This window comes from Psychroflexus lacisalsi, assembly GCF_020164495.1.
GTDB lineage: Bacteria > Bacteroidota > Bacteroidia > Flavobacteriales > Flavobacteriaceae > Psychroflexus > Psychroflexus lacisalsi.
This window is the reverse complement of record NZ_JAIQYZ010000003.1, coordinates 62,222-82,156: the sequence shown is the minus strand read 5'-3', so window position 1 is coordinate 82,156 and position 19,935 is coordinate 62,222. Positions and strand designations below refer to the sequence as shown.

Below are 19,935 nucleotides of genomic sequence, written 5' to 3'. Positions count from 1 at the left end.
AAAATAAAAGACCTCGAGTTTTCACTCAAGGTCTTTTTGGTCAACTAAAACAAATGAAACTAATGGATGAGTAATTTTTGAGTTTGAGTTTGTTGCTGACTGGTGTACCTCACCAGATATAAACCAGTGTCGAGGTTTTCTGAATTAAAGCGATGGTTAGCCTCAAATCTTCCCGTATATTCTTTGATTAATCTTCCATTCAGATCAAATACTTGAACAGTGTCCACTTTATTGGAAATAGAAAAGTAAGATTTTGCTGGGTTGGGATAGACTTTGTAATCGAGTGCTGATACTTCGCTGGTGCTTAAAGTGGGTTCATTATCAAAATAGACTTTGAATTCACCTGGGGCCAAAGTAACATTCATGGCTGTATCTGTCACGTCTATTGTAGTTTCGGTGACCACATCATACCAAGTTCCAGTTTCCTGGAAGAAAGGTTGGGTCGTTAAAGATGTGACACCAAAGTTACCTACAACGATCACGTATTTTGGTTCATTTCCCGTTGCATTATCATCTACCAGATAGATTTTCTTTTCAAAATCATCGGCTACTTCTAAGGTGTAATTTTCAGTAGTAAAAATGGGTTCGTTTAGCTTTAAAGCGATCAACTTTGACCAGAAATTATAAACATCAGTTCGATTGGATTCATTGAGGTAATCCCATCGAATAGGCTTAGGACCTGTTCTGCAATCATTATCTATCGTTCCATCTTCACAGTAATTAATACTGAACTCATAGCCCAATTCACCAAATTGCCAGATCATTTTTGGACCTGGAATCGTAAAATAAAAAGCGCCTGCCAATTCCAATCGATCTAATGCAGTTTCTAATTCTGTTACATCGTAAGCACCGCTACCATTACCAAATTCTAGGTTTTTAAACATCAGTCTTTCTTCATCGTGACTTTCCATATAACCTACTAAGGATGGTGTAGACCAGTCTCTGGACTGAGCGGATACTCGGTTGAAGTTGGAATCATCATAACCCATAGTTGCTTGGTTGTAGTTGAAATTGACATTTCCCCAAATCATCATACCAGGTTCGTTTGCATTTCCTGTAGCTCTGTGGTTTATTAAATTTGTTTCTTCAGAATTTGGAGCAAAATGTTCTAAAATGACATAAGCCTCTTGATCATAACTGCGGATATCGTCATACATTCTCTCTAAAAGATCAATTCTGGATTGATCAAAACCACCACCATCACCAATAGTATTGGTAAAGCCTTTGGTGAAGTCGAACCGATATCCATCAATTTTATATTCTTCTATCCAAAATTTGTTGATATAATCCATGTAGTCCTGTGTCGCTAATGATTCGTGATTAATATCATTAAAAAACTGAAACTCAGTATTTGGATCGTTTTGATTAAAAATCGGATTATTGGCAGTCGCTTGACCTCCATAACAACCCCCACAATCATTATACATCCTGTAGTAAGGATGTTGTCCTGTAGCATGGTTGAACACGACATCTAGAATTACGGCTATTCCTCTTTGGTGACAGGCATCAACAAAATCTTTAAAATCTTCTGGAGAGCCGTAATACTTATCCAGAGCCATATGAAGAGCAGGACTGTAGCCCCAGTTGATGTTACCATCAAATTCATTGACGGGCATCAATTCGATAGCGTTGATGCCTAATTCCTCAAGATAATCCAATCTATTGATAACAGACTGGAAACTGTGTTCTACATCAAAATCTCTAATGAGCATCTCATAAATCACCAAATCTTCTTGTGCTGGTTTTTCAAAATCATCGACTTGCCAGTCGTAACCAGCTTGATTCGTTTTAACCCAAGAGACCAATTCCGTTGTCTGATCCTGAGGATAATTTGGAATGTTAGCAAATGTGGATTCTTCTATGAATTGATCATTAAAAGGATCTAGGACTAATTCAGAATAGGGGTCTGCTACAACTAGATTAGCTTCAATACTATATTGAAACAAGAAATCATCATTTGGTACATCAAAATTATTAAGAGTAATCCAATGTTGATTTGTTGTATCATCAAAATTCATTAGATAGGTATTATCTATGGTCCAGTCGTTAGTATTAAAATTACCAATGAGGTGGACGAAATCTTTTTCAGGAGCAAATAAGACGAGAGTAATCTCATTGGGATTACTACTATCGTAATTGATTCCATTTTCAGCACCAGTTGGAACTGGAGCAATAGTAACATCAGGGGTTAAAACAGCATTAAAGTTGAATTCAAATGCTTCCTGAGAAACAGGGTCTGTAGCAGTCAAAACGAAATTTGAATCCTGTGTAATGCTTAAGTCATTTATGTAGGAAGTAATTCCGTTTTGGGTATCAATCACGTTGCCGTTTTGAGTTAATACAAAATTCGCGTCTAAACTAGCAGTAGCTTGCATAGAGAATTGATCTCCAGAATTTAAAATCGTTGTGGTTTCTACGGGGCTGTCTAAAATGACTTGAAAACTACCTACAGGAAAACGATTGTCCTGAGTTTTCTTATCACCAGTTCCATCTTTTGCTTTGGCCAGCATTCCTATTTCAACAATATCAGTTGAATTGTATAATTGAGTAGGGGTAAAGGTAAAAGAAAAGCTACCATCACCATTGTTGGTCATCTTTTGAGCTTCGTTAGAATTGGTCCATTCACCATTGGTTGGTGAATCCGTTTCCTGGTCAGATGAATTTTGATACCAGGCCCAGAAATACACATCATTAACACCCCATAAACTAGTGTCTATACCAGATACGGTGATGGTGATTTCTTCGTCTTGATCAAAAGTAGAAGGGGAGACGGTAAATACTCCATTTTGTTGTTGAGCAACTGAAACTATTGTCAATAGAAAAGCTGCTATGAGTAGTAATTGTTTCATAGTTCTTGGATATAAAAAAAGGCTATCCTTTTGAGATAGCCTTTAAAATTGATATATTAATCTTGTATAGGGATAAGATTATAGTTACCAGTCAAGTCATTAAACCACACTTCATAGGTTGCTGCTCTAGTTGGAATATTTGGACCATCAATACTAGCAGACCCTGAGAATTCAGTACCTGAACCCCAGTTTGTTCCCCAATCATTTTCTGCTCTGAATTTTACTTCTCCATCAAAAAGTTCAATTTCTGAAATGTACCAGATGTGTGGGTCAAAGCTAGATTGAGTCATATCAATATCCTGACTCCATCCATCATCATTACCTGTAGTTCCAAATCCAATGATACCAATTGTAGTGTAGGTTTCAGAACCAGCTTCTTCAAAACTAACTAAGGTTGATGTTTTGTTTTCAGTATCAACTTCTAAAGTATAATAACCTTCTCCCTCAGAGATTACAAAAGAACCTGGGTCATTTCCTAGGTCTTCGCTAGAATCAAGATTTCCATCTTGCAATCCCCATTGTGGTTGCCAAGAACCTCTATTTTCAAGAAGCTTAAATTCGTTGGTATCCCCACCTAAAAACTTTCCTGTATATGTGAAAACGTTTTCATTTTCTGGATTTCTCACCATTGGGAAATTATTGTTGTTATTATCCCAGTTTGCGGCTGTTGCATTTCCTACCAAATATAAATTAGGAAGCACAGGTAAAGGCTCTTCACCTCCAGCAGCTAGAATAGACACCGTAAGTGTTGTAATTTCTGAAATTGTTTCAGGAGAATTTTCAGCGTTTTCTGTACCGATAAGCGCTCTTACTCTGAAGAATAAATCACCTGAGTCAGGGTTATCTGTTTCTGGATCGTTATCTAGTCCAGCTGATTCAGCAAGATTTAAAAGTTGACCAACAGAAACAGAGGCTTGTTGATTTGAAGTTTCAACTAAATTTACTGGCTCTGTAAATTCAAAATCTGTAGAACCTTCTAGTTGGTAGGTAATTGGTGTAGGTACTCCAAAATCGGGAGCTTCCCATGTGAAACGTTCTGCGTTATTGCTCGCAGTCTGACTGCTTAATAGATATTCACTCAAAAACTCGTTGGTAAACGAAATTTGATCTGGAGGTGTTTGCGCTGTAAAGGTGATTTCATCATCATCACTACAAGCATTGAATGCGAAAATTGCAAAAAACACCATTGTTAGTTTTAAAATGTTCTTGTTCATAAGTATAGTATTTAATATTAATAACCTGGGTTTTGTGTTAAATTTTGATTGGTAGCTAAACTCGCTGCCGGTATTGGATAAAGCGCTCTAAAACCGTCTATTGAGGTTCCAGTTTCTGGGCCTCCTTTGAAAGCCCATATGTATTGGTTTCCTGTGAACAATCCAAAGCGAATTAGGTCTTGCCTTCTGTGATTTTCCCAATATAATTCTCGAGCTCTCTCATCGATTAAAAAATCTAGAGAAAGTTGTGCAGAGTTAATATTTCCAGAATTATCTCCAAAAGCTCTTTCTCTTAGAGCATTAACGTAGTTTAGAGCTGTACCTGCATCTCCACCACCACCTCTAAGGTGAGCTTCTGCGTACATTAAATAAACATCTGCCAATCTAAACATTGGAAAGTCGGTATCCGTAAACGTCCTGTCTGCTCCAAAGCCTCCTGAAGACGTTCTGTTAGAATATTTGGTAGTAATAAAACCAGTATTTGGATCTGTGACTTCAAGTTCAATAGGTCTATTTTCTGAAATAATTAAATTTCTTCCATCATTTACAAATAAGGAGTTTTGGGTAAATTTTTGCGCAAATTGCGGTCTTAGCCTAAACAACCCTCCGAATCCACCTGGATTTACTCCAAGGCTTTCGCCGTTTTGTTCCTGAGCACCAACCTGACCTTGAATGATAATGGTTGTTCCTCCAAAGTTTTGAGTCGTTTGACCATCATTTGCAATTGGAAAAATAATCTCATTTTGAGCACCGTTGGTATTGTTATCTGCCAAGAAATTAAATTGATAATCACTTACCAAGCTATAGCCAGCGTTGATGATATCCTCGCATTTATTTAGTGCTTCTGTATATCTAGGAGCTCCAGTATAAACTTCAGAATTCAAATAGATTTTTGCTAAAATCATATCTGCAACCCCTTGGTCAATTCTACCATAATCTGAAGTGTTTCCCACAGGAAGGTTTTCTCTGGCTTCCAAAAGCAAACCTTCAACTAAATCAAATAACTCTGTTCTCGAGAGTTCTTCACCTTGAGTGAAGCCAACTTCCATGGTTTCATCATAATATGGAGCTTTACCAAATAAATCCATTAAGTGGTAATAAGATAAAGCTTTTAAAACTTTAGCTTCGGCTCTAAATTTTGCAAACTCTCCAGTAGGTATTCCTCTCGATTGAAGCAACTGATCTGTAGATTGTCTTAAAAACTCATTGGATAGAGCTACAGAAAACATAGCTCTAGAAAAAACGCCTCTTAGTAAAACATTTTCTGAAGACACAGAATTTCTCTGTACACCTCTGATACCGGGATCATTTTCAAATGTGAAAATGGTTTCGTCTGTAGATAAGTTTTGTAAATTGAATAAACCTCTCATGTATTGACCAGTTCCAGGGTCCAATCCGGCAATGTTAGAATCACCAGGTCCTGTAAGTGAGGTCAAAGAAAGATTGGCGTAAACTCCAGATAGAGCTTGTCTATAAGCTTCTTCAGAAGTGAAAATTTCATCTGCCAAAGTAATGTTTGGATCTCGTAACTCAACATCAAGATCAGATTCACATGATGTAAACATCAATGAACCAATGAATGTGAGTAATATATAGTGTTTAATTTTCATAGTGTATTGATTTAAAAATTGTAATTAACGCCAAGTAAAAAAGTTCTTCCACGTGGATATATTGTGTTATCAATTCCACCAATACCAAGTTCAGGGTCAACGCCAGAATAGTTGGTAATGACAAATGCATTTTGAAGTCCCATCCAGAAGCGTAGGCTTGTAGAACTTCTGTCAAAGTCTCTTAAAGTATATCCCAATGTAATATTATCCATTCTTAGGAATGAAGCGTCTTCGAGATAAAAATCTGATAGAATAACGTCTGGAGTTCTAGCAAAACCTGTTTCAAGCACCTGTGTAGGTAAGTTATTTGGCGATACCAAATCTAAATTACCAAGTTGAGCTCTGGAGGAGTTCACATTATTGTAAATTTCATTTCCAAAACTTGCTCTCAAATTAAAATTGAAATCAAAGTTTTTGTAGGTCAAGTTGGACTGAAAACCCATCAATACATCAGCTTGTCCGTTTCCAGAAATGTACCGATCTTCTTCGTTAACAATTCCATCACCATTTATATCTGCGTAGGCACCCTCTATAGGTTGTCCTGCTTGGTCGTAGAGCTGCGCGTAAGTAAAAAATGAGTTAGGCCATGTGCCTTCTCTCAATACCTGAATATTATTACCAGTTCCACCGGCAATTCCTCCAGCTAAAATATCCTGACCAAAAGCTAAACGTGTAATTTCACGATCTATCGCTGTAAAGTTGTAGTTGACATTCCAATTGAGGTCATCTTGTCTTAGAATATTATAATCTAAATTGACTTCAATACCTTTTGTGTCAAATTGACCTATATTTTGGAAACCTTGGTTTGAAAAATTCGCACCGTCGGCAACTGGAGCAGGGGATAGTAAGTCGTCCGCAGTTCTTTGAAACACATCTACAGAACCCGAAAATCTATCGTTAAAAAAGGCGAAATCAACTCCTAAGTTTATTTCAGTTAAAATTTCCCAGCTTATGTTTGGATTGGTGTAAAGAGGTTGGAATGGTGTGATTGGACTTCCAAATCTGTACTGCTGATTGGAAAGACCAGTTTGATAACGTCTTAAATAATCCGATGTCGATGGAACATCCTGTTGACCAAGCTTACCCCATCCAGCTCTTACTTTCAAATTACTTATGACAGAACTGTCTTTTAAGAAATCTTCTTCACTGATTTGCCATGCACCAGAAACAGAAGGGAAATATTCAAATCGATTTTCTGGAGCAAATTTTGAAACTCCATCTCTACGAAGAGAACCATTGATAAAATATTTTTCTTTATAATCTAAGTTAATCCTTCCAAAATATCCAATTAAGACGACGTCATCAGCAATTGTTGTCCTAGGCTCTTGAGCGTTTGGATCCAATAATTCATTGGTCGTAAATTGTTCGTTTTCAAACTTCTGGTAAGAATAACCTGCAGTGGCTTTTATACCAAAATCTCCAAGCTTATTTTCGTATACTAAGTAGGCATCAGCAGAAGTATTTGTTCTTTTATTGGAATATCTGGATTCATTTCCTATAAATTCTCCTTGTTCTGCGTTTACACCAAGTGCACTTTCTTTTGGTCTAGAAAATGAACCTCCACTTTCCGTACGGTCGTAGCCTAAATTGGTCACTAACCTTAATTCTGGTAAAAAATGAAATTTATAATCTAAATTCAAGTTACCAAAAAAACGATCTGCGTTACTTACATTATTCGTTTGTAAAAGTTGAGCAACAGGATTTCTTGGAACATTGGAAGCAGCAGAGCTATCATTGTCCTGAAACTCAAAAAATCCTCCATAAGGTGATCCATGACTTCTCACTGGTTGAGTAGGGTCAAAAGCTATAGCACTTCCTTCTACACCATCAGCAAAACGGTTATCTTCATTACTGTAATTAGCGTTCAGTCCAATTTTTAAATGATCTTCAAACAATCTGGGATTTAAGGATAGAGAGGCAGTAGTTCTATCAAATTTTGATGTTCTCCTCAATCCTTGCTGATCTGAACGGTTAAGCGATAATCTTGCTGGGATTTCTCCAAACAAAGCACCACGAGCGCTTAAGTTAATGTCAGAAGATTTTGCATTTCTGTAGATCTCATCTTGCCAATTGGTGTTTGCATTTCCAAGCTCAGCCAGACGATCTGGAAAATTTTCTCGGACTAAATTTCGAAATTGACCTGCATTTAGAACATCTATGGTGTTATCTATAGTTGTTACATTCTGCTGGACATCCAAATTGACGCTTAATTTTCCTCTTCCCTTTTTGGTATTAATAATGATAACACCATTAGAACCTCGTATACCATAAATTGCAGCGGCTGAAGCATCTTTTAATACTGAAAAGGATTCAATATCGTTTGGGTTAATACTTGATAAAACTGAACGGGTTCCATCTGCTTGGTTATTATCTAGAGGAAGACCATCTAGTACAATTAAAGGGCTATTATTTGCAAATAAAGAAGATCCACCACGAATACGGATTTCAGACCCAGAACCAGGACCACCACCTTTAGTAACAGATAATCCAGGGACTCGCCCTTGAATAAGACTTTCTGAAGTTACAATATTCCCCTTATTGAAGTCTTTCTCAGTAACCGATGCCACAGAGCCAGATATGGATTTTACAGTTTGGTCACCGTAACCAACTACCACAACCTCATTCAAAGACTGAGCATCTTCAACCAAAGAGATGTCGATTGTTGTAGTATTACCATCGAAAGTAACTTCCTGTGTTCTATAGCCTACATAGCTAAATGCCAAGGTCTCACCACTTTCTAAAACGATTGAGTAATTTCCGTCAAAATCGGTTGTTGTTCCTTTTGTAGTATTTTTTACTGCAATGTTTACTCCTGGTACTGGCATACCAATATCATCAACTACAGTTCCACTCACGGTGGATTGGGCAAAAATACTAATAGGCAAAAGCATAAGCAACAGACCTAAAAGTTTAATTGTTCGCATAAAATCTTGTTTTGTGTTATTAATGAGTTATATTTTTACTTCCGATGTTAAAATTATATAAACAAATCTCAACAGCCTTAAACGATTCTCAGCTACAACGTTTTCGTGTTGATAACTTTTTATTTTTATGAATTAAAACAGCTAATTCTATAATTATTGCTTAATTTGAGAAGTAAAATATTTTGGATTTAGATAATGAAACAGAAACCGACACTTAAAGTCATTGCTAAAGAACTAGATGTCTCTGTCTCAACAGTTTCAAAAGCTTTGAGAGACAGTAAGGAAATAGGAGAAGAAACTAAGCAAAAAGTGAAAGCTTTCGCAAAGCTTTATAATTATAGACCTAATAATATTGCACTCAGCCTCAAGAATAAGAAAACAAAGACACTTGGGGTTATTATCCCCGAGATAGTGCATCACTTTTTCACTACCGTCATATCTGGTATAGAACAGCATGCCAACGACAAAGGTTATAATGTTATCGTGGGTTTATCCAATGAATCCTTTAGAAAAGAAGTCATCAACCTTGAAATGCTGGCCAACGGGAGTATAGACGGATTTATAATTTCTGTTGCCAAAGAAACTTTATCTGTAAAAGATTATCATCACCTATCTGAAACTATTGATCAGGGTATTCCTATTGTGATGTTTGATAGGGTTATTGATGAGATAGAATGTGATAAGGTAATTGTTGATGATGCTAAAACTTCCAAAAAAGCTGTTCAGAAATTAATAGATAGCGGTTGTAAACGAATTGGAATTATAAGTACAAAGGATTACGTAAGTGTTGGAAAACTGAGAACACAGGGGTATCTAAAAGCTCTCAAAATCAACAAGATTGACCTTAATGAAGATTTAATACTTAAAATTGACGATAAATTTAATTCTGACGATAATTTAGAGTTTCTGGAGGAGCAAATTTACTCCTACTTTAAAAACAATACTATTGATGGTCTTTTTGCGGTTAACGAGCTCTATGCAATCACAGCTATGAAAGTTGCTCGTCAAAAAGGATTGAAAATACCTGAAGATCTTCAAATCATAGGATTTACTGACGGTGTTTTATCAAAGCATGCTTTTCCTCCACTCACTACCATAAGTCAGCATGGCTTTGAAATGGGAATGGAATCTGCAAAACTGCTGATAGAAAGGTTGGAAAATACCAACGATGAGGAAGAACCTTTCAAAACAAGTATTGTAAAAACGGATATCATTGAGAGAGAGACTACAAAATTGTAAAACTTAAAAATTTAAATATATTTGCATCAAACAAGGCTATATTTTTACTTCCACTAGATAGGCTTTGTTACACATATAAAGTTTATCGTTTTAATTTTCAATAGAACGATATGCAAAAAAGAAAATTAGGCATTCTCGAAATTTGGAACTTGAGTTTCGGATTTCTTGGTATACAAATGGGTTTTGCCTTACAAAATGCAAATGCCAGCCGAATTCTGCAAAATTTTGGTGCGGATGTTCATCAACTCTCTTGGTTTTGGATTATTGCTCCACTCATGGGGCTTATTGTGCAACCTATTGTAGGTCATTACAGTGATAAAACCTGGACAAAGTTGGGTCGCCGACGTCCTTATTTTTTGATAGGTGCCCTTTTGGCTTCAATCGGTTTGATATTAATGCCTCAAGCCGATATTTTTATTGCTTTCTTACCAGCACTGTGGGTAGGAGCAGGAATGTTGATGATTATGGATGCATCATTCAATATAGCTATGGAGCCCTTTCGAGCTTTAGTTGCAGACAATCTTCCTTCAGAGCAAAGAACACTGGGTTTCAGTATTCAAACGGTTATCATTGGGATTGGTGCTGTAATAGGTTCTTTTTTACCCTTTATTTTAAGTAACTTTCTAGAAGTTTCCAATAAAGCGCCGGAAGGTTCTGTTCCAGACCATTTGGTGTATTCTTTTATTATAGGTGCTATCATTCTTATTGGATCTATCTTAGTTACTGTTTTTACGACAGAAGAGTATTCTCCTGAAGAGATGAAGGCTATTGAAGCTGCAAAATCCCAGAAAATTGATCAAATTGAAATTGAAGAGAAAGAATCAAAACTGATAGACATATTCTCTGATTTTGCTAAAATGCCAGAAACTATGAAACAGCTAAGCTGGGTTCAGTTTTTTTCATGGTTTGGTTTGTTTGGAATGTGGGTATTCACTACTCCAGCAATTGCTCAGCACTTTTATAATTTGCCACCCTCAGACTCCAGTAGCATCGCCTACAACGAAGCCGGTGATTGGGTAGGGGTACTATTTGGTATTTACAATTTTGTATCTGTTTTAGTAGCATTGTCATTACCGAAAATAGCTAACTACATAGGTAGAAAACGCACACACGCCTTTGCATTAGGGATTGGAGGAGTGAGTTTAGTTTCCATTTATTTTATGCCAAATCAAGATTGGCTTATTCTGTCTATGGTTGGGATAGGCTTTGCCTGGGCCAGTATATTGGCTATGCCTTATGCTATTCTGGCAGGAGCTATCAATCCAAAGAAAATGGGAGTGTATATGGGAATATTCAACTTCTTTATAGTTATACCTCAAATTATCAATGCATTGATCGGTGGTCCCTTGGTGAAATATCTTTACGGAGATCAGGCCATTTTTGCGTTGGTTACAGCTGGTGTGAGCTTACTATTGGCTGCAATTTTAGTAGTAAAAGTAAAAGATGAAGACGATAAAAATTTAGAAAATAATGAAATTGAAATTTAAAAAGGCATTCATATTCGATCTCGATGGAGTCATTGTCGATACCGCAAAATTCCATTTTTTGGCCTGGAAAAACCTTGCCGAATCTTTAGATATTTCTTTTTCTGAAGAAGAAAACGAACAATTGAAGGGAGTTTCCAGAGTAAAATCACTGGAGAAAATATTAAAATGGGGGAATAAAACCATTTCAGAAGAAAAATTCAACAGTCTGATGGCTATGAAAAATGAAGAATATTTGTCTTTTGTAGATGCTATGTCTACAGACGATATCTTACCAGGAGTTTTGGAAACTCTTACCTATTTAAAGGAAAATGATTACCCCATTGCATTAGGTTCAGCTAGTAAAAACGCGAGACGTATTTTGACTAAAGTAAAACTCAATTCTTACTTCGAATATATTGTAGATGGCAATGAAGTTTCGAAAGCTAAACCAGATCCTGAAGTATTTCTGAAAGGTTGTGAGCTTTTGGGTGTTGAGCCTAAGCAATCTATTGTTTTTGAAGACTCTCAAGCAGGAATCAAAGCAGCAAATAACGCACAGATGACAAGTGTTGGTATTGGGGATGAATTAGTTCTCAGCGAAGCCGATTTTAACTTTAAAAGTTTTTCAGAAATCAGTGAAGACGTCTTACAAACTCTTATCAATTTTAAGAAATAAAAAATTACAACAATGAATCAAGATTATATCACACCAAATTCCTGGTCAATTATAGAAGACGGCTTTGATGTGGAACGCGTTCAATCTTCAGAAAGTTTATTCAGTATTGGAAACGGTTCCATGGGACAGCGAGCCAATTTTGAAGAAACCTACACAGGACCTAGCTTTCAGGGAAGCTATATCGGTGGCGTGTTTTATCCAGATAAAACCAGAGTCGGATGGTGGAAAAATGGCTATCCAGAATATTTTGCTAAAGTATTGAATGCTCCAAACTGGATTGGTATCAACGTGGTCATTAATGATGAGATGCTTGATTTATTTAGCTGTAAAGCAGTCAAGAATTTCAAGCGTGAACTCAATATGAAAGAAGGTTGGCTCAGCAGAAGCTTCGAGGCTACTCTCCAAAACGATGTTACTATAAAGGTAAATGTGAAGCGGTTTTTGAGTCTGGAGCATGAAGAATTAGGTATAATAGACTATGCAGTTACACCCATTAATTCTGATGCTACAATTACGTTTCAACCTTATTTAGATTCAGGAATTACCAATCAAGATACCAATTGGGATGATCAGTTCTGGAAAACCACTAACAAAGAACTAAATGCTAATCAAGGTTTTATAGAATGTCACACTTTGAAAACCTCTTACCATGTGTGTACTTACATGGAATCTCATTTGTTTTTGAATGGTAAAACCTCCGAAACCAAAGGTAAATCTTTAGAAAAGGAGATGGAAGTTTCCATTTCTTATAAAGAACATGTTGCTAAAGGAAATACACTTAGCCTTCAGAAATACGCAGGTTACACGACTTCATTAAATCACGATAAATCTGAATTGGTTTCTGCAGCAAAATCAGTCTTAAAAAAGGCAACTTCAGTAGGGTTTGAAAGTCTTTTAGAAAATCAAAAGCAAGCCTGGAGCGACATTTGGAGCATGAGCGATATCACTATTGAAGGTGATATCAAAGCGCAACAAGGTATTCGGTTCAATATCTTTCAATTGAATCAAACCTACACAGGAACAGATCACCGATTGAATATCGGCCCAAAAGGATTTACTGGTGAAAAATACGGAGGAAGTACCTATTGGGATACGGAAGCTTATTGTATCCCCTTTTACATGGCGACCAAAGACCAAACTGTGGCTAGAAATCTCTTAAAATACAGGTATAATCATCTTGATAAAGCCATTGAAAATGCTGAAAAACTTGGATTTTCTGGAGGAGCGGCTTTATATCCCATGGTAACCATGAATGGTGAAGAATCTCACAACGAATGGGAAATCACCTTCGAAGAAATACACAGAAACGGTGCCATTGCTTATGCAATCTTCAATTATCATCGCTTTACTGGAGATTATTCGTATATCCCAGAAATGGGCTTGGAGGTTTTGATTGCGATCGCCAGATTCTGGCATCAACGGGCTACGTTCTCAACACAAAAAGATAAATATGTTATTCTTGGAGTTACGGGACCAAATGAGTATGAAAACAATGTCAACAATAATTTTTATACCAATTACATAGCGAAATGGTGTATTGAATATGCTGTTGAAAATTTAAGAAAAGTTGAAAAAGAATTCGGAGACGATTATGCCCGAATTATTCAAAAAACTAGACTTACAAATACTGAAGTAGACGCTATGTTGAAAGTAGCTCACAATATGTATTTTCCTTATTCTGAAGAGCATGGTATTTACCTTCAGCAAGATGGTTTCTTGGATAAAGAAATGGTGAAAGTGGATGATTTGGATCAAAAACTTCGTCCAATCAATCAACACTGGTCCTGGGACAGAATTTTACGCTCTCCCTACATCAAGCAAGCTGATACGCTACAAGGGTTTTACTTTTTTGAGCATCACTTCAAAAAAGAAGATATCGAGAAGCATTTTGATTTTTACGAGCCTTTTACCGTTCACGAATCTTCACTTTCGCCATGTGTTCACAGTATTCAGGCAGCTTTACTAGATAGAATGGATCAAGCTTATGAGTTTTACTTAAGAACATCTAGGCTAGATCTGGATGACTATAATAAGGAAGTGAAAGAAGGTTGTCATATCACTAGTATGGCGGGAACCTGGATGAGTATTGTAGAAGGCTTTGGAGGAATGCGTGTTAAAAAAGATCAATTGCATTTTGCTCCTAAAATACCTAAGGGATGGACATCCTATTTTTTCAAAGTGAATTTTAGAAATCACATTTTGAAAGTTGAAATCAATCACGAAGAAACCCACTTTTCTTTAGAAAATGAAGGCGAACTTCAAATTGTTGTTGATGGTAAAGTAATTGAAGTTAAATCTTAAAAAACGATCACAGACTTACTATAGTTTGGAGTCAAATAAATTATTCAACCAGCCAATTATTGGCAATAGATATCATTAAAATGAAAAAACGATTAATAGTATTGGGAGTAATAATGTCATCAATACTGAGTTACGGACAAACGCTGAAGTCACCAAATTCTGAACATGAGCTTAATTTCAAATTGAATGAGGTGGGAACACCTTTTTATTCACTTCACTATAAAGGAAAAGAAGTCATTAAAGAAAGTCAACTTGGTTTAGAGTTGGTCGATGATGAGACTTCATTAATGAATGGTTTTGAAGTCAAAGAGGTTTCAGAAACAAGTTTTAATGAAGTCTGGGAGCCAGTCTGGGGCGAACAATCTGAAATCATAAATCATTATAACGAAGTAGCTTTTACTTTGGAACAACCCGAAATGAACCGCCACATCATCATCCGTTTTCGTCTGTTTGATGAAGGTTTAGGTTTCCGATATGAGTTTCCACAGCAGGAAAACTTGGTGTATTTCGTGATCAAAGAAGAGCATACTGAATTTGGGATGACTGGCGATCATACTGCGTATTGGATTCCTGGAGATTATGATTCTCAGGAATATGATTATACCACTTCAAAACTTTCAGAAATTAGCGGATTATTTGATGATGCATTGACAGGAAATGCATCCCAAGAGCAGTTTGCAAAAACTGGAGTTCAAACCTCATTAATGATGAAATCTGAAGACGGGATCTATATTAATCTTCATGAAGCGGCTTTAAAAGAGTATTCATTAATGAATCTAAACTTAGACGAATCGAGTTTGACTTTCAAATCTTGGTTAACGCCAGATGCGGTTGGTAACAAAGGCTATTTACAAGCCCCTGCAGTTTCACCTTGGAGAACGGTTATGGTTAGCGATGACGCCACAGATATTTTGGCTTCCAATATGACCTTAAATCTCAACGAGCCCAATACTTTAGAGGATACGTCTTGGATAAAACCCATTAAATATATGGGCGTTTGGTGGGAAATGATAACAGGTAAGAGCACCTGGAATTATACCGATGACCTCCCGTCTGTGAAACTGGGAGAGACGGACTATTCTAAAACTACTCCTAACGGAAAACATGCTGCAAATACAGAACATGTCAAAAAATACATTGACTTTGCTTCCAAACATGGTTTTGATGCCTTGCTAGTAGAAGGGTGGAATGAAGGCTGGGAAGATTGGTTTGGCAATTCTAAAGATTTTGTTTTTGATTTTGTTACGCCTTATCCAGATTTTGATGTTGAAGAAATCCATGATTACGCAAGATCCAAAAACATTGAAATGATGATGCACCACGAGACTTCTGGTGCCATCAGAAATTATGAGCGTCATCTAGATACAGCGTATCAGTTTATGAACAAATGCGGCTATACCTCTGTAAAAAGTGGGTATGTTGGTGATATTATTCCGAGAGGAGAGCGTCACTATGGACAATGGGCCATTAATCACTATTTATATGCCGTAAAAAAAGCAGCAGATTACAAAATAATGGTTAACGCTCATGAAGCTGTGAGACCAACAGGACTTCGTAGAACTTACCCGAATTTGATAGGAAATGAGTCAGCTAGAGGAACAGAGTTTCAGGTCTTTGGCGGTTCAAAACCAAATCATGTCACCATTTTGCCTTTCACAAGATTAATTGGTGGGCCGATGGATTACACCCCGGGAATTTTTGAAATGGACATCAGCAAATTGAATCCGGATAACAATTCTCATGTCAATTCTACTATTGCCAATCAATTGGCTTTATACGTTACGATGTATAGCCCATTACAGATGGCAGCAGATTTACCTGAACATTATGAGCAGTTTATGGATGCTTTTCAATTTATCAAAGATGTCGCCATAGATTGGGACGAAAGTCACTATTTGGAAGCAGAACCAGGAGAATACCTTACGGTAGCAAGAAAAGCCAAAGACGAATCAAGCTGGTTTATTGGTAATGTAAACGGCACAACACCTAGAAAAACTCAGGTGGAATTAGATTTTCTTGAAAAAGGAAAAACCTATGAAGCTACCATTTATGCTGATGCAAAAGATGCGCATTACAAAACCAATCCGCAAGCTTACGAGATTTCAACCAAAAAGGTGACCAGCAGGTCGACTTTGAAATTGAAGTCTGCTTCAGGTGGTGGTTTTGCAATAAGTATTATTGAAAAATAAAAGCTATGAAACTGAAAACTCAATCTACTTTTTTAAAATTAATTTTTGGATGTTTCTTCCTTCTGAATCTGTTTTCAGTTGATTTAAATGCTCAGGATATCCGCGTTGAACCTCCAAATTGGTGGGTTGGCATGCAAATGAATGAGATTCAACTTTTAGTACATGCCAATGGTATTTCAACTTACGAACCTCAGTTAAAATACAAGGGTGTTGAAATCACTGAAATCCATAAAGCCGACAGCCCGAATTATTTGTTTATTGATTTAAAAATTTCCGAAGTTGCTGAGACGGGCATATTTGAGATTAAATTCAAAAAAAAAGGAACTAAAAACTTGAGTTTTGACTTCGAATTAAAATCTAGAGAACAATCGGCAGAGGATTTTGTTGGTTTTGATCATACTGATGTAGTTTACTTAATTACGCCAGATCGTTTTGCTAATGGTGACCCCAGTAACGATGTAGTTAAAAGTTTAAGAGAAACTAAAGTGGACCGAAGTAGTGGCTATGCTCGTCATGGAGGAGACATCCAAGGTATTATTGACCATTTGGATTACATTTCAGAGATGGGTTTTACCAGTATTTGGTCGAGTCCGTTGTTGACGAACGATATGGAAAATTCGTCTTATCATGGTTATGCGATTACTGATTTTTATGAAGTTGACCCAAGATTTGGAGATTTGGAACTATATAAAGCGCTTTCTCAAAAAGCTTCAGAAAAAGGGATAGGATTGATCATGGATATGGTGGCCAACCATTGTGGAAGTGGTCACTGGTGGATGGATGACTTACCTTTTGAAAATTGGTTAAATTTTCAGAAAAAATATGAATCTGAAGAAGAGATACCGACTTCCAACCATAAACGGTCTACCAATCAAGATCCTTACGCTTCGGATATAGACACAAAATTGAATAATCAGGGTTGGTTTGTGACTACAATGCCAGACTTAAACCAAAAGAATTCATTTCTGGCGCAGTACATTATTCAGAATAGCATTTGGTGGGTAGAAACTTTGCAATTGCACGGTATCCGCCAGGATACTTATCCTTATCCTGATAAAGATTTCATGTCTGACTGGGCTGGAGCGATTATGAGTGAATATCCCAATTTTAATATAGTAGGCGAGGAGTGGACGACCGACCAAGTACTTGTGAGTTACTGGCAAGACGGAGCTCAGAATAAAGACGGTTATGAGTCTAATTTAAGGTCAGTCATGGACTTCCCCATGCAAATGAAAATTGTCCAGGCTTTGAATGAAGGCAATGAAGGCTGGGGAAATGGATTAGTGAAAATCTATGAAGGATTGGCTAACGATTTCACTTATCCAGAACCTAAGGACATCATGATTTTTCCAGATAATCATGATATGGATAGGATTTTCACTCAGCTTAATGAGGATATTGAAAAAACCAAAATGGCTTTGGGCTTGATCTTTACTTTGCCAAGAACTCCTCAAATTTACTATGGAACGGAAATCTTGATGGATAATTCAGACAAGCGAGGTGATCATGGATTGATCAGGACCGATTTCCCTGGAGGCTGGGAAGGCGATCCAATCAACGCTTTTACTGGTGAAAATTTGGATACCGAGAAAAAACAATTTCAGAATTTTTTGAAAACCTTATTGAACTTCAGAAAAAATTCTAAAGCAATTCTAGAAGGAGAAATGGTTCATTTTGTTCCATTTGATGGAATTTATCCTGTTTTCAGAATTCATGAGGACGAAATTGTAGTCACTTTTCTTAATACTAATTCCGAAGAAAAACAAATAAAAACTTCAAGGTTTGAAGAGTTGAATTTATCGAAAATCAAATTCAGAAGTGTTTTAGAAAATTCAGAACTCAGTTTTGATAAAGACATCAGAGTTCCATCAGGGTTTTCAATATTTAGTTCTAACTAATGTTCTACGAAATTACAGTAAGATCAATTGTTTTACTGACTAGTAAATTCAGAATAAATATTACTTAAAAAAAGATTATGAAACATGTCAAAATACTTTCAATTACTTTAAGCCTTATGCTGCTTTTTGTAGCTTGTAAGCAAGAAAAAGATGTCAAAAAACAAGAGGAAGAAACAGCATCTTTCGAACCGATTTCAAATGAAATATTGGAATCATCAGTAATTTATGAAGCGAATATTCGTCAATATTCACCTGAAGGAACGTTTTCAGAATTCACAAAAGATATTCCTCAATTAAAGGAGCTGGGTGTGAAGGTCATTTGGTTGATGCCGATTTATCCCATTTCGATGAAAAATAGAAAAGCCACTCCAGATTTATCTATTGAAGATATTGAAGATCCTAAAGAAAAGGAAAAGTATTTGGGAAGTTATTATGCGATTTCAGATTATACAGCCATCAATCCTGAATTTGGGTCTATGGAAGATTTTGAAAATCTGGTGGAAACTGCTCACGATAATGGCATGTACGTGATTTTAGATTGGGTAGCAAATCATACAGGCTGGGATCATAAATGGATTGAAGAACATCCGGAATACTATCATAAAAATAAAGATGGTGAAGTTACAGATCCTATCAATCCAGATACTGGAGAAACCTGGGGTTGGACTGATGTGGCTCATCTCAATTATGAAAATGATTCTTTATGGACAGCCATGAAAGACGAGATGGTTTATTGGGTAAAAGAGAAAAACATTGACGGTTTCCGTTGTGATGTGGCTGGAAACGTTACGACAGATTTTTGGAATTTTGTTGTTCCTGAGCTGAAAAAGGAAAAGCCAGTCTTTATGTTGGCGGAAAGCGAAGATAAAGATTTGTTTTATCAAGCCTTTGATATGGGTTACAACTGGGAAGGTCATCATATTATGAATGAAATTGCCCAAGGTGAAATGTCTGTAAAAGACTGGGATGACTATATGACTAAGATTGATACAACTTATCAAGAAGATGATTATTTAATGAATTTCATCACCAATCATGACGAAAATTCTTGGAATGGAACCTTTGATGAGCGTATGGGTTCCGCATCTGAAGCCATGCTAGCTTTTACTTACGCTTTACCTGGCATGCCATTGATCTACAGCGGACAGGAATATGGGATGGATAAAAGACTCAAGTTTTTTGAAAAAGACTCTATTCCAAAATCTAAAGGAGAATTTTGGAATGTACACGTAAAACTTGGAGAATTGAAAAATCAACTAAAGCCTTTAAATGGTGGAAAGGAGGCCGCTTCTTATGAAAGAATTACAACTACAAATGATGAAAATATTATTGCATTTGAAAGGGAAAAAGAAGGTAAAAAGCTAATTTATGTGGCAAATTTCTCTGAAGATCCACAAGATTTTAAATTTTCAATTTCGGGTAAATTTCAAGATATGATGACTTCTGACGATATTGAACTAAAAACAGATCAACTTCACAATTTCGAGCCTTGGGAATACAAAATTTTGTCAGACAGGTAATTTTGTAAAAATTTTATAAATTTTTGATAATGTTCAGGTATCGAAATCG

General features: G+C 36.5%; 11 protein-coding genes. 7 read left to right on the top strand and 4 right to left on the bottom strand.

The genetic code is table 11. The annotated features are described in order from the left end of the window. Positions 1–59: 59 nt before the first annotated feature. Genes LB449_RS09945 through LB449_RS09930 form a run of 4 tightly spaced genes read right to left on the bottom strand, consistent with a single transcriptional unit; the run spans position 60 to position 8,597 of the window. Positions 60–2,849 carry an alpha-amylase family glycosyl hydrolase gene (locus LB449_RS09945; RefSeq protein ID WP_224454958.1) on the bottom strand — a complete coding sequence of 930 codons (2,790 nt, stop codon included), beginning with the start codon at positions 2,847–2,849 and terminating at the stop codon, positions 60–62. Positions 2,850–2,905: 56 nt separating this feature from the next. Next, complete coding sequence (locus LB449_RS09940) at positions 2,906–4,063, bottom strand: SusF/SusE family outer membrane protein (RefSeq protein ID WP_224454957.1); 1,158 nt, start codon at positions 4,061–4,063, stop codon at positions 2,906–2,908. Between the two features lie 17 nt (positions 4,064–4,080). After that, positions 4,081–5,673 carry a RagB/SusD family nutrient uptake outer membrane protein gene (locus LB449_RS09935; RefSeq protein WP_224454956.1) on the bottom strand — a complete coding sequence of 531 codons (1,593 nt, stop codon included), beginning with the start codon at positions 5,671–5,673 and terminating at the stop codon, positions 4,081–4,083. 11 nt (positions 5,674–5,684) lie between these two features. Further along, complete coding sequence (locus LB449_RS09930) at positions 5,685–8,597, bottom strand: SusC/RagA family TonB-linked outer membrane protein (RefSeq protein WP_224454955.1); 2,913 nt, start codon at positions 8,595–8,597, stop codon at positions 5,685–5,687. Between the two features lie 195 nt (positions 8,598–8,792). On the opposite strand from LB449_RS09930, the gene LB449_RS09925 reads away from it, so the two are divergent. From LB449_RS09925 to LB449_RS09895, 7 genes are all read left to right on the top strand, one after another. Continuing rightward, positions 8,793–9,836 carry a LacI family DNA-binding transcriptional regulator gene (locus LB449_RS09925; protein ID WP_224454954.1) on the top strand — a complete coding sequence of 348 codons (1,044 nt, stop codon included), beginning with the start codon at positions 8,793–8,795 and terminating at the stop codon, positions 9,834–9,836. Positions 9,837–9,946: 110 nt separating this feature from the next. Beyond that, the gene (locus LB449_RS09920; protein ID WP_224454953.1) at positions 9,947–11,323 is read left to right on the top strand and encodes an MFS transporter; all 1,377 of its coding nucleotides are present in this window, start codon (positions 9,947–9,949) and stop codon (positions 11,321–11,323) included. Continuing rightward, complete coding sequence (gene pgmB, locus LB449_RS09915; protein WP_224454952.1) at positions 11,307–11,978, top strand: beta-phosphoglucomutase; 672 nt, start codon at positions 11,307–11,309, stop codon at positions 11,976–11,978. The genes LB449_RS09920 and pgmB overlap by 17 nt, the downstream gene beginning before the upstream one ends. A gap of 12 nt (positions 11,979–11,990) precedes the next feature. Continuing rightward, positions 11,991–14,279, top strand: coding sequence for a glycoside hydrolase family 65 protein (locus LB449_RS09910; protein WP_224454951.1), 2,289 nt, complete (start codon positions 11,991–11,993; stop codon positions 14,277–14,279). Between the two features lie 80 nt (positions 14,280–14,359). Then, a complete protein-coding gene (locus LB449_RS09905; protein WP_224454950.1) occupies positions 14,360–16,468 on the top strand; it encodes a glycoside hydrolase family 97 protein in 2,109 nt (702 codons plus the stop codon). 5 nt (positions 16,469–16,473) lie between these two features. Continuing rightward, positions 16,474–18,366: a glycoside hydrolase family 13 protein gene (locus tag LB449_RS09900; RefSeq protein WP_224454949.1), complete on the top strand. Its 1,893-nt coding sequence runs from the start codon at positions 16,474–16,476 to the stop codon at positions 18,364–18,366. Positions 18,367–18,443: 77 nt separating this feature from the next. Further along, complete coding sequence (locus LB449_RS09895) at positions 18,444–19,886, top strand: alpha-amylase family glycosyl hydrolase (RefSeq protein ID WP_224454948.1); 1,443 nt, start codon at positions 18,444–18,446, stop codon at positions 19,884–19,886. The last annotated feature ends 49 nt before the right edge of the window (positions 19,887–19,935 follow it).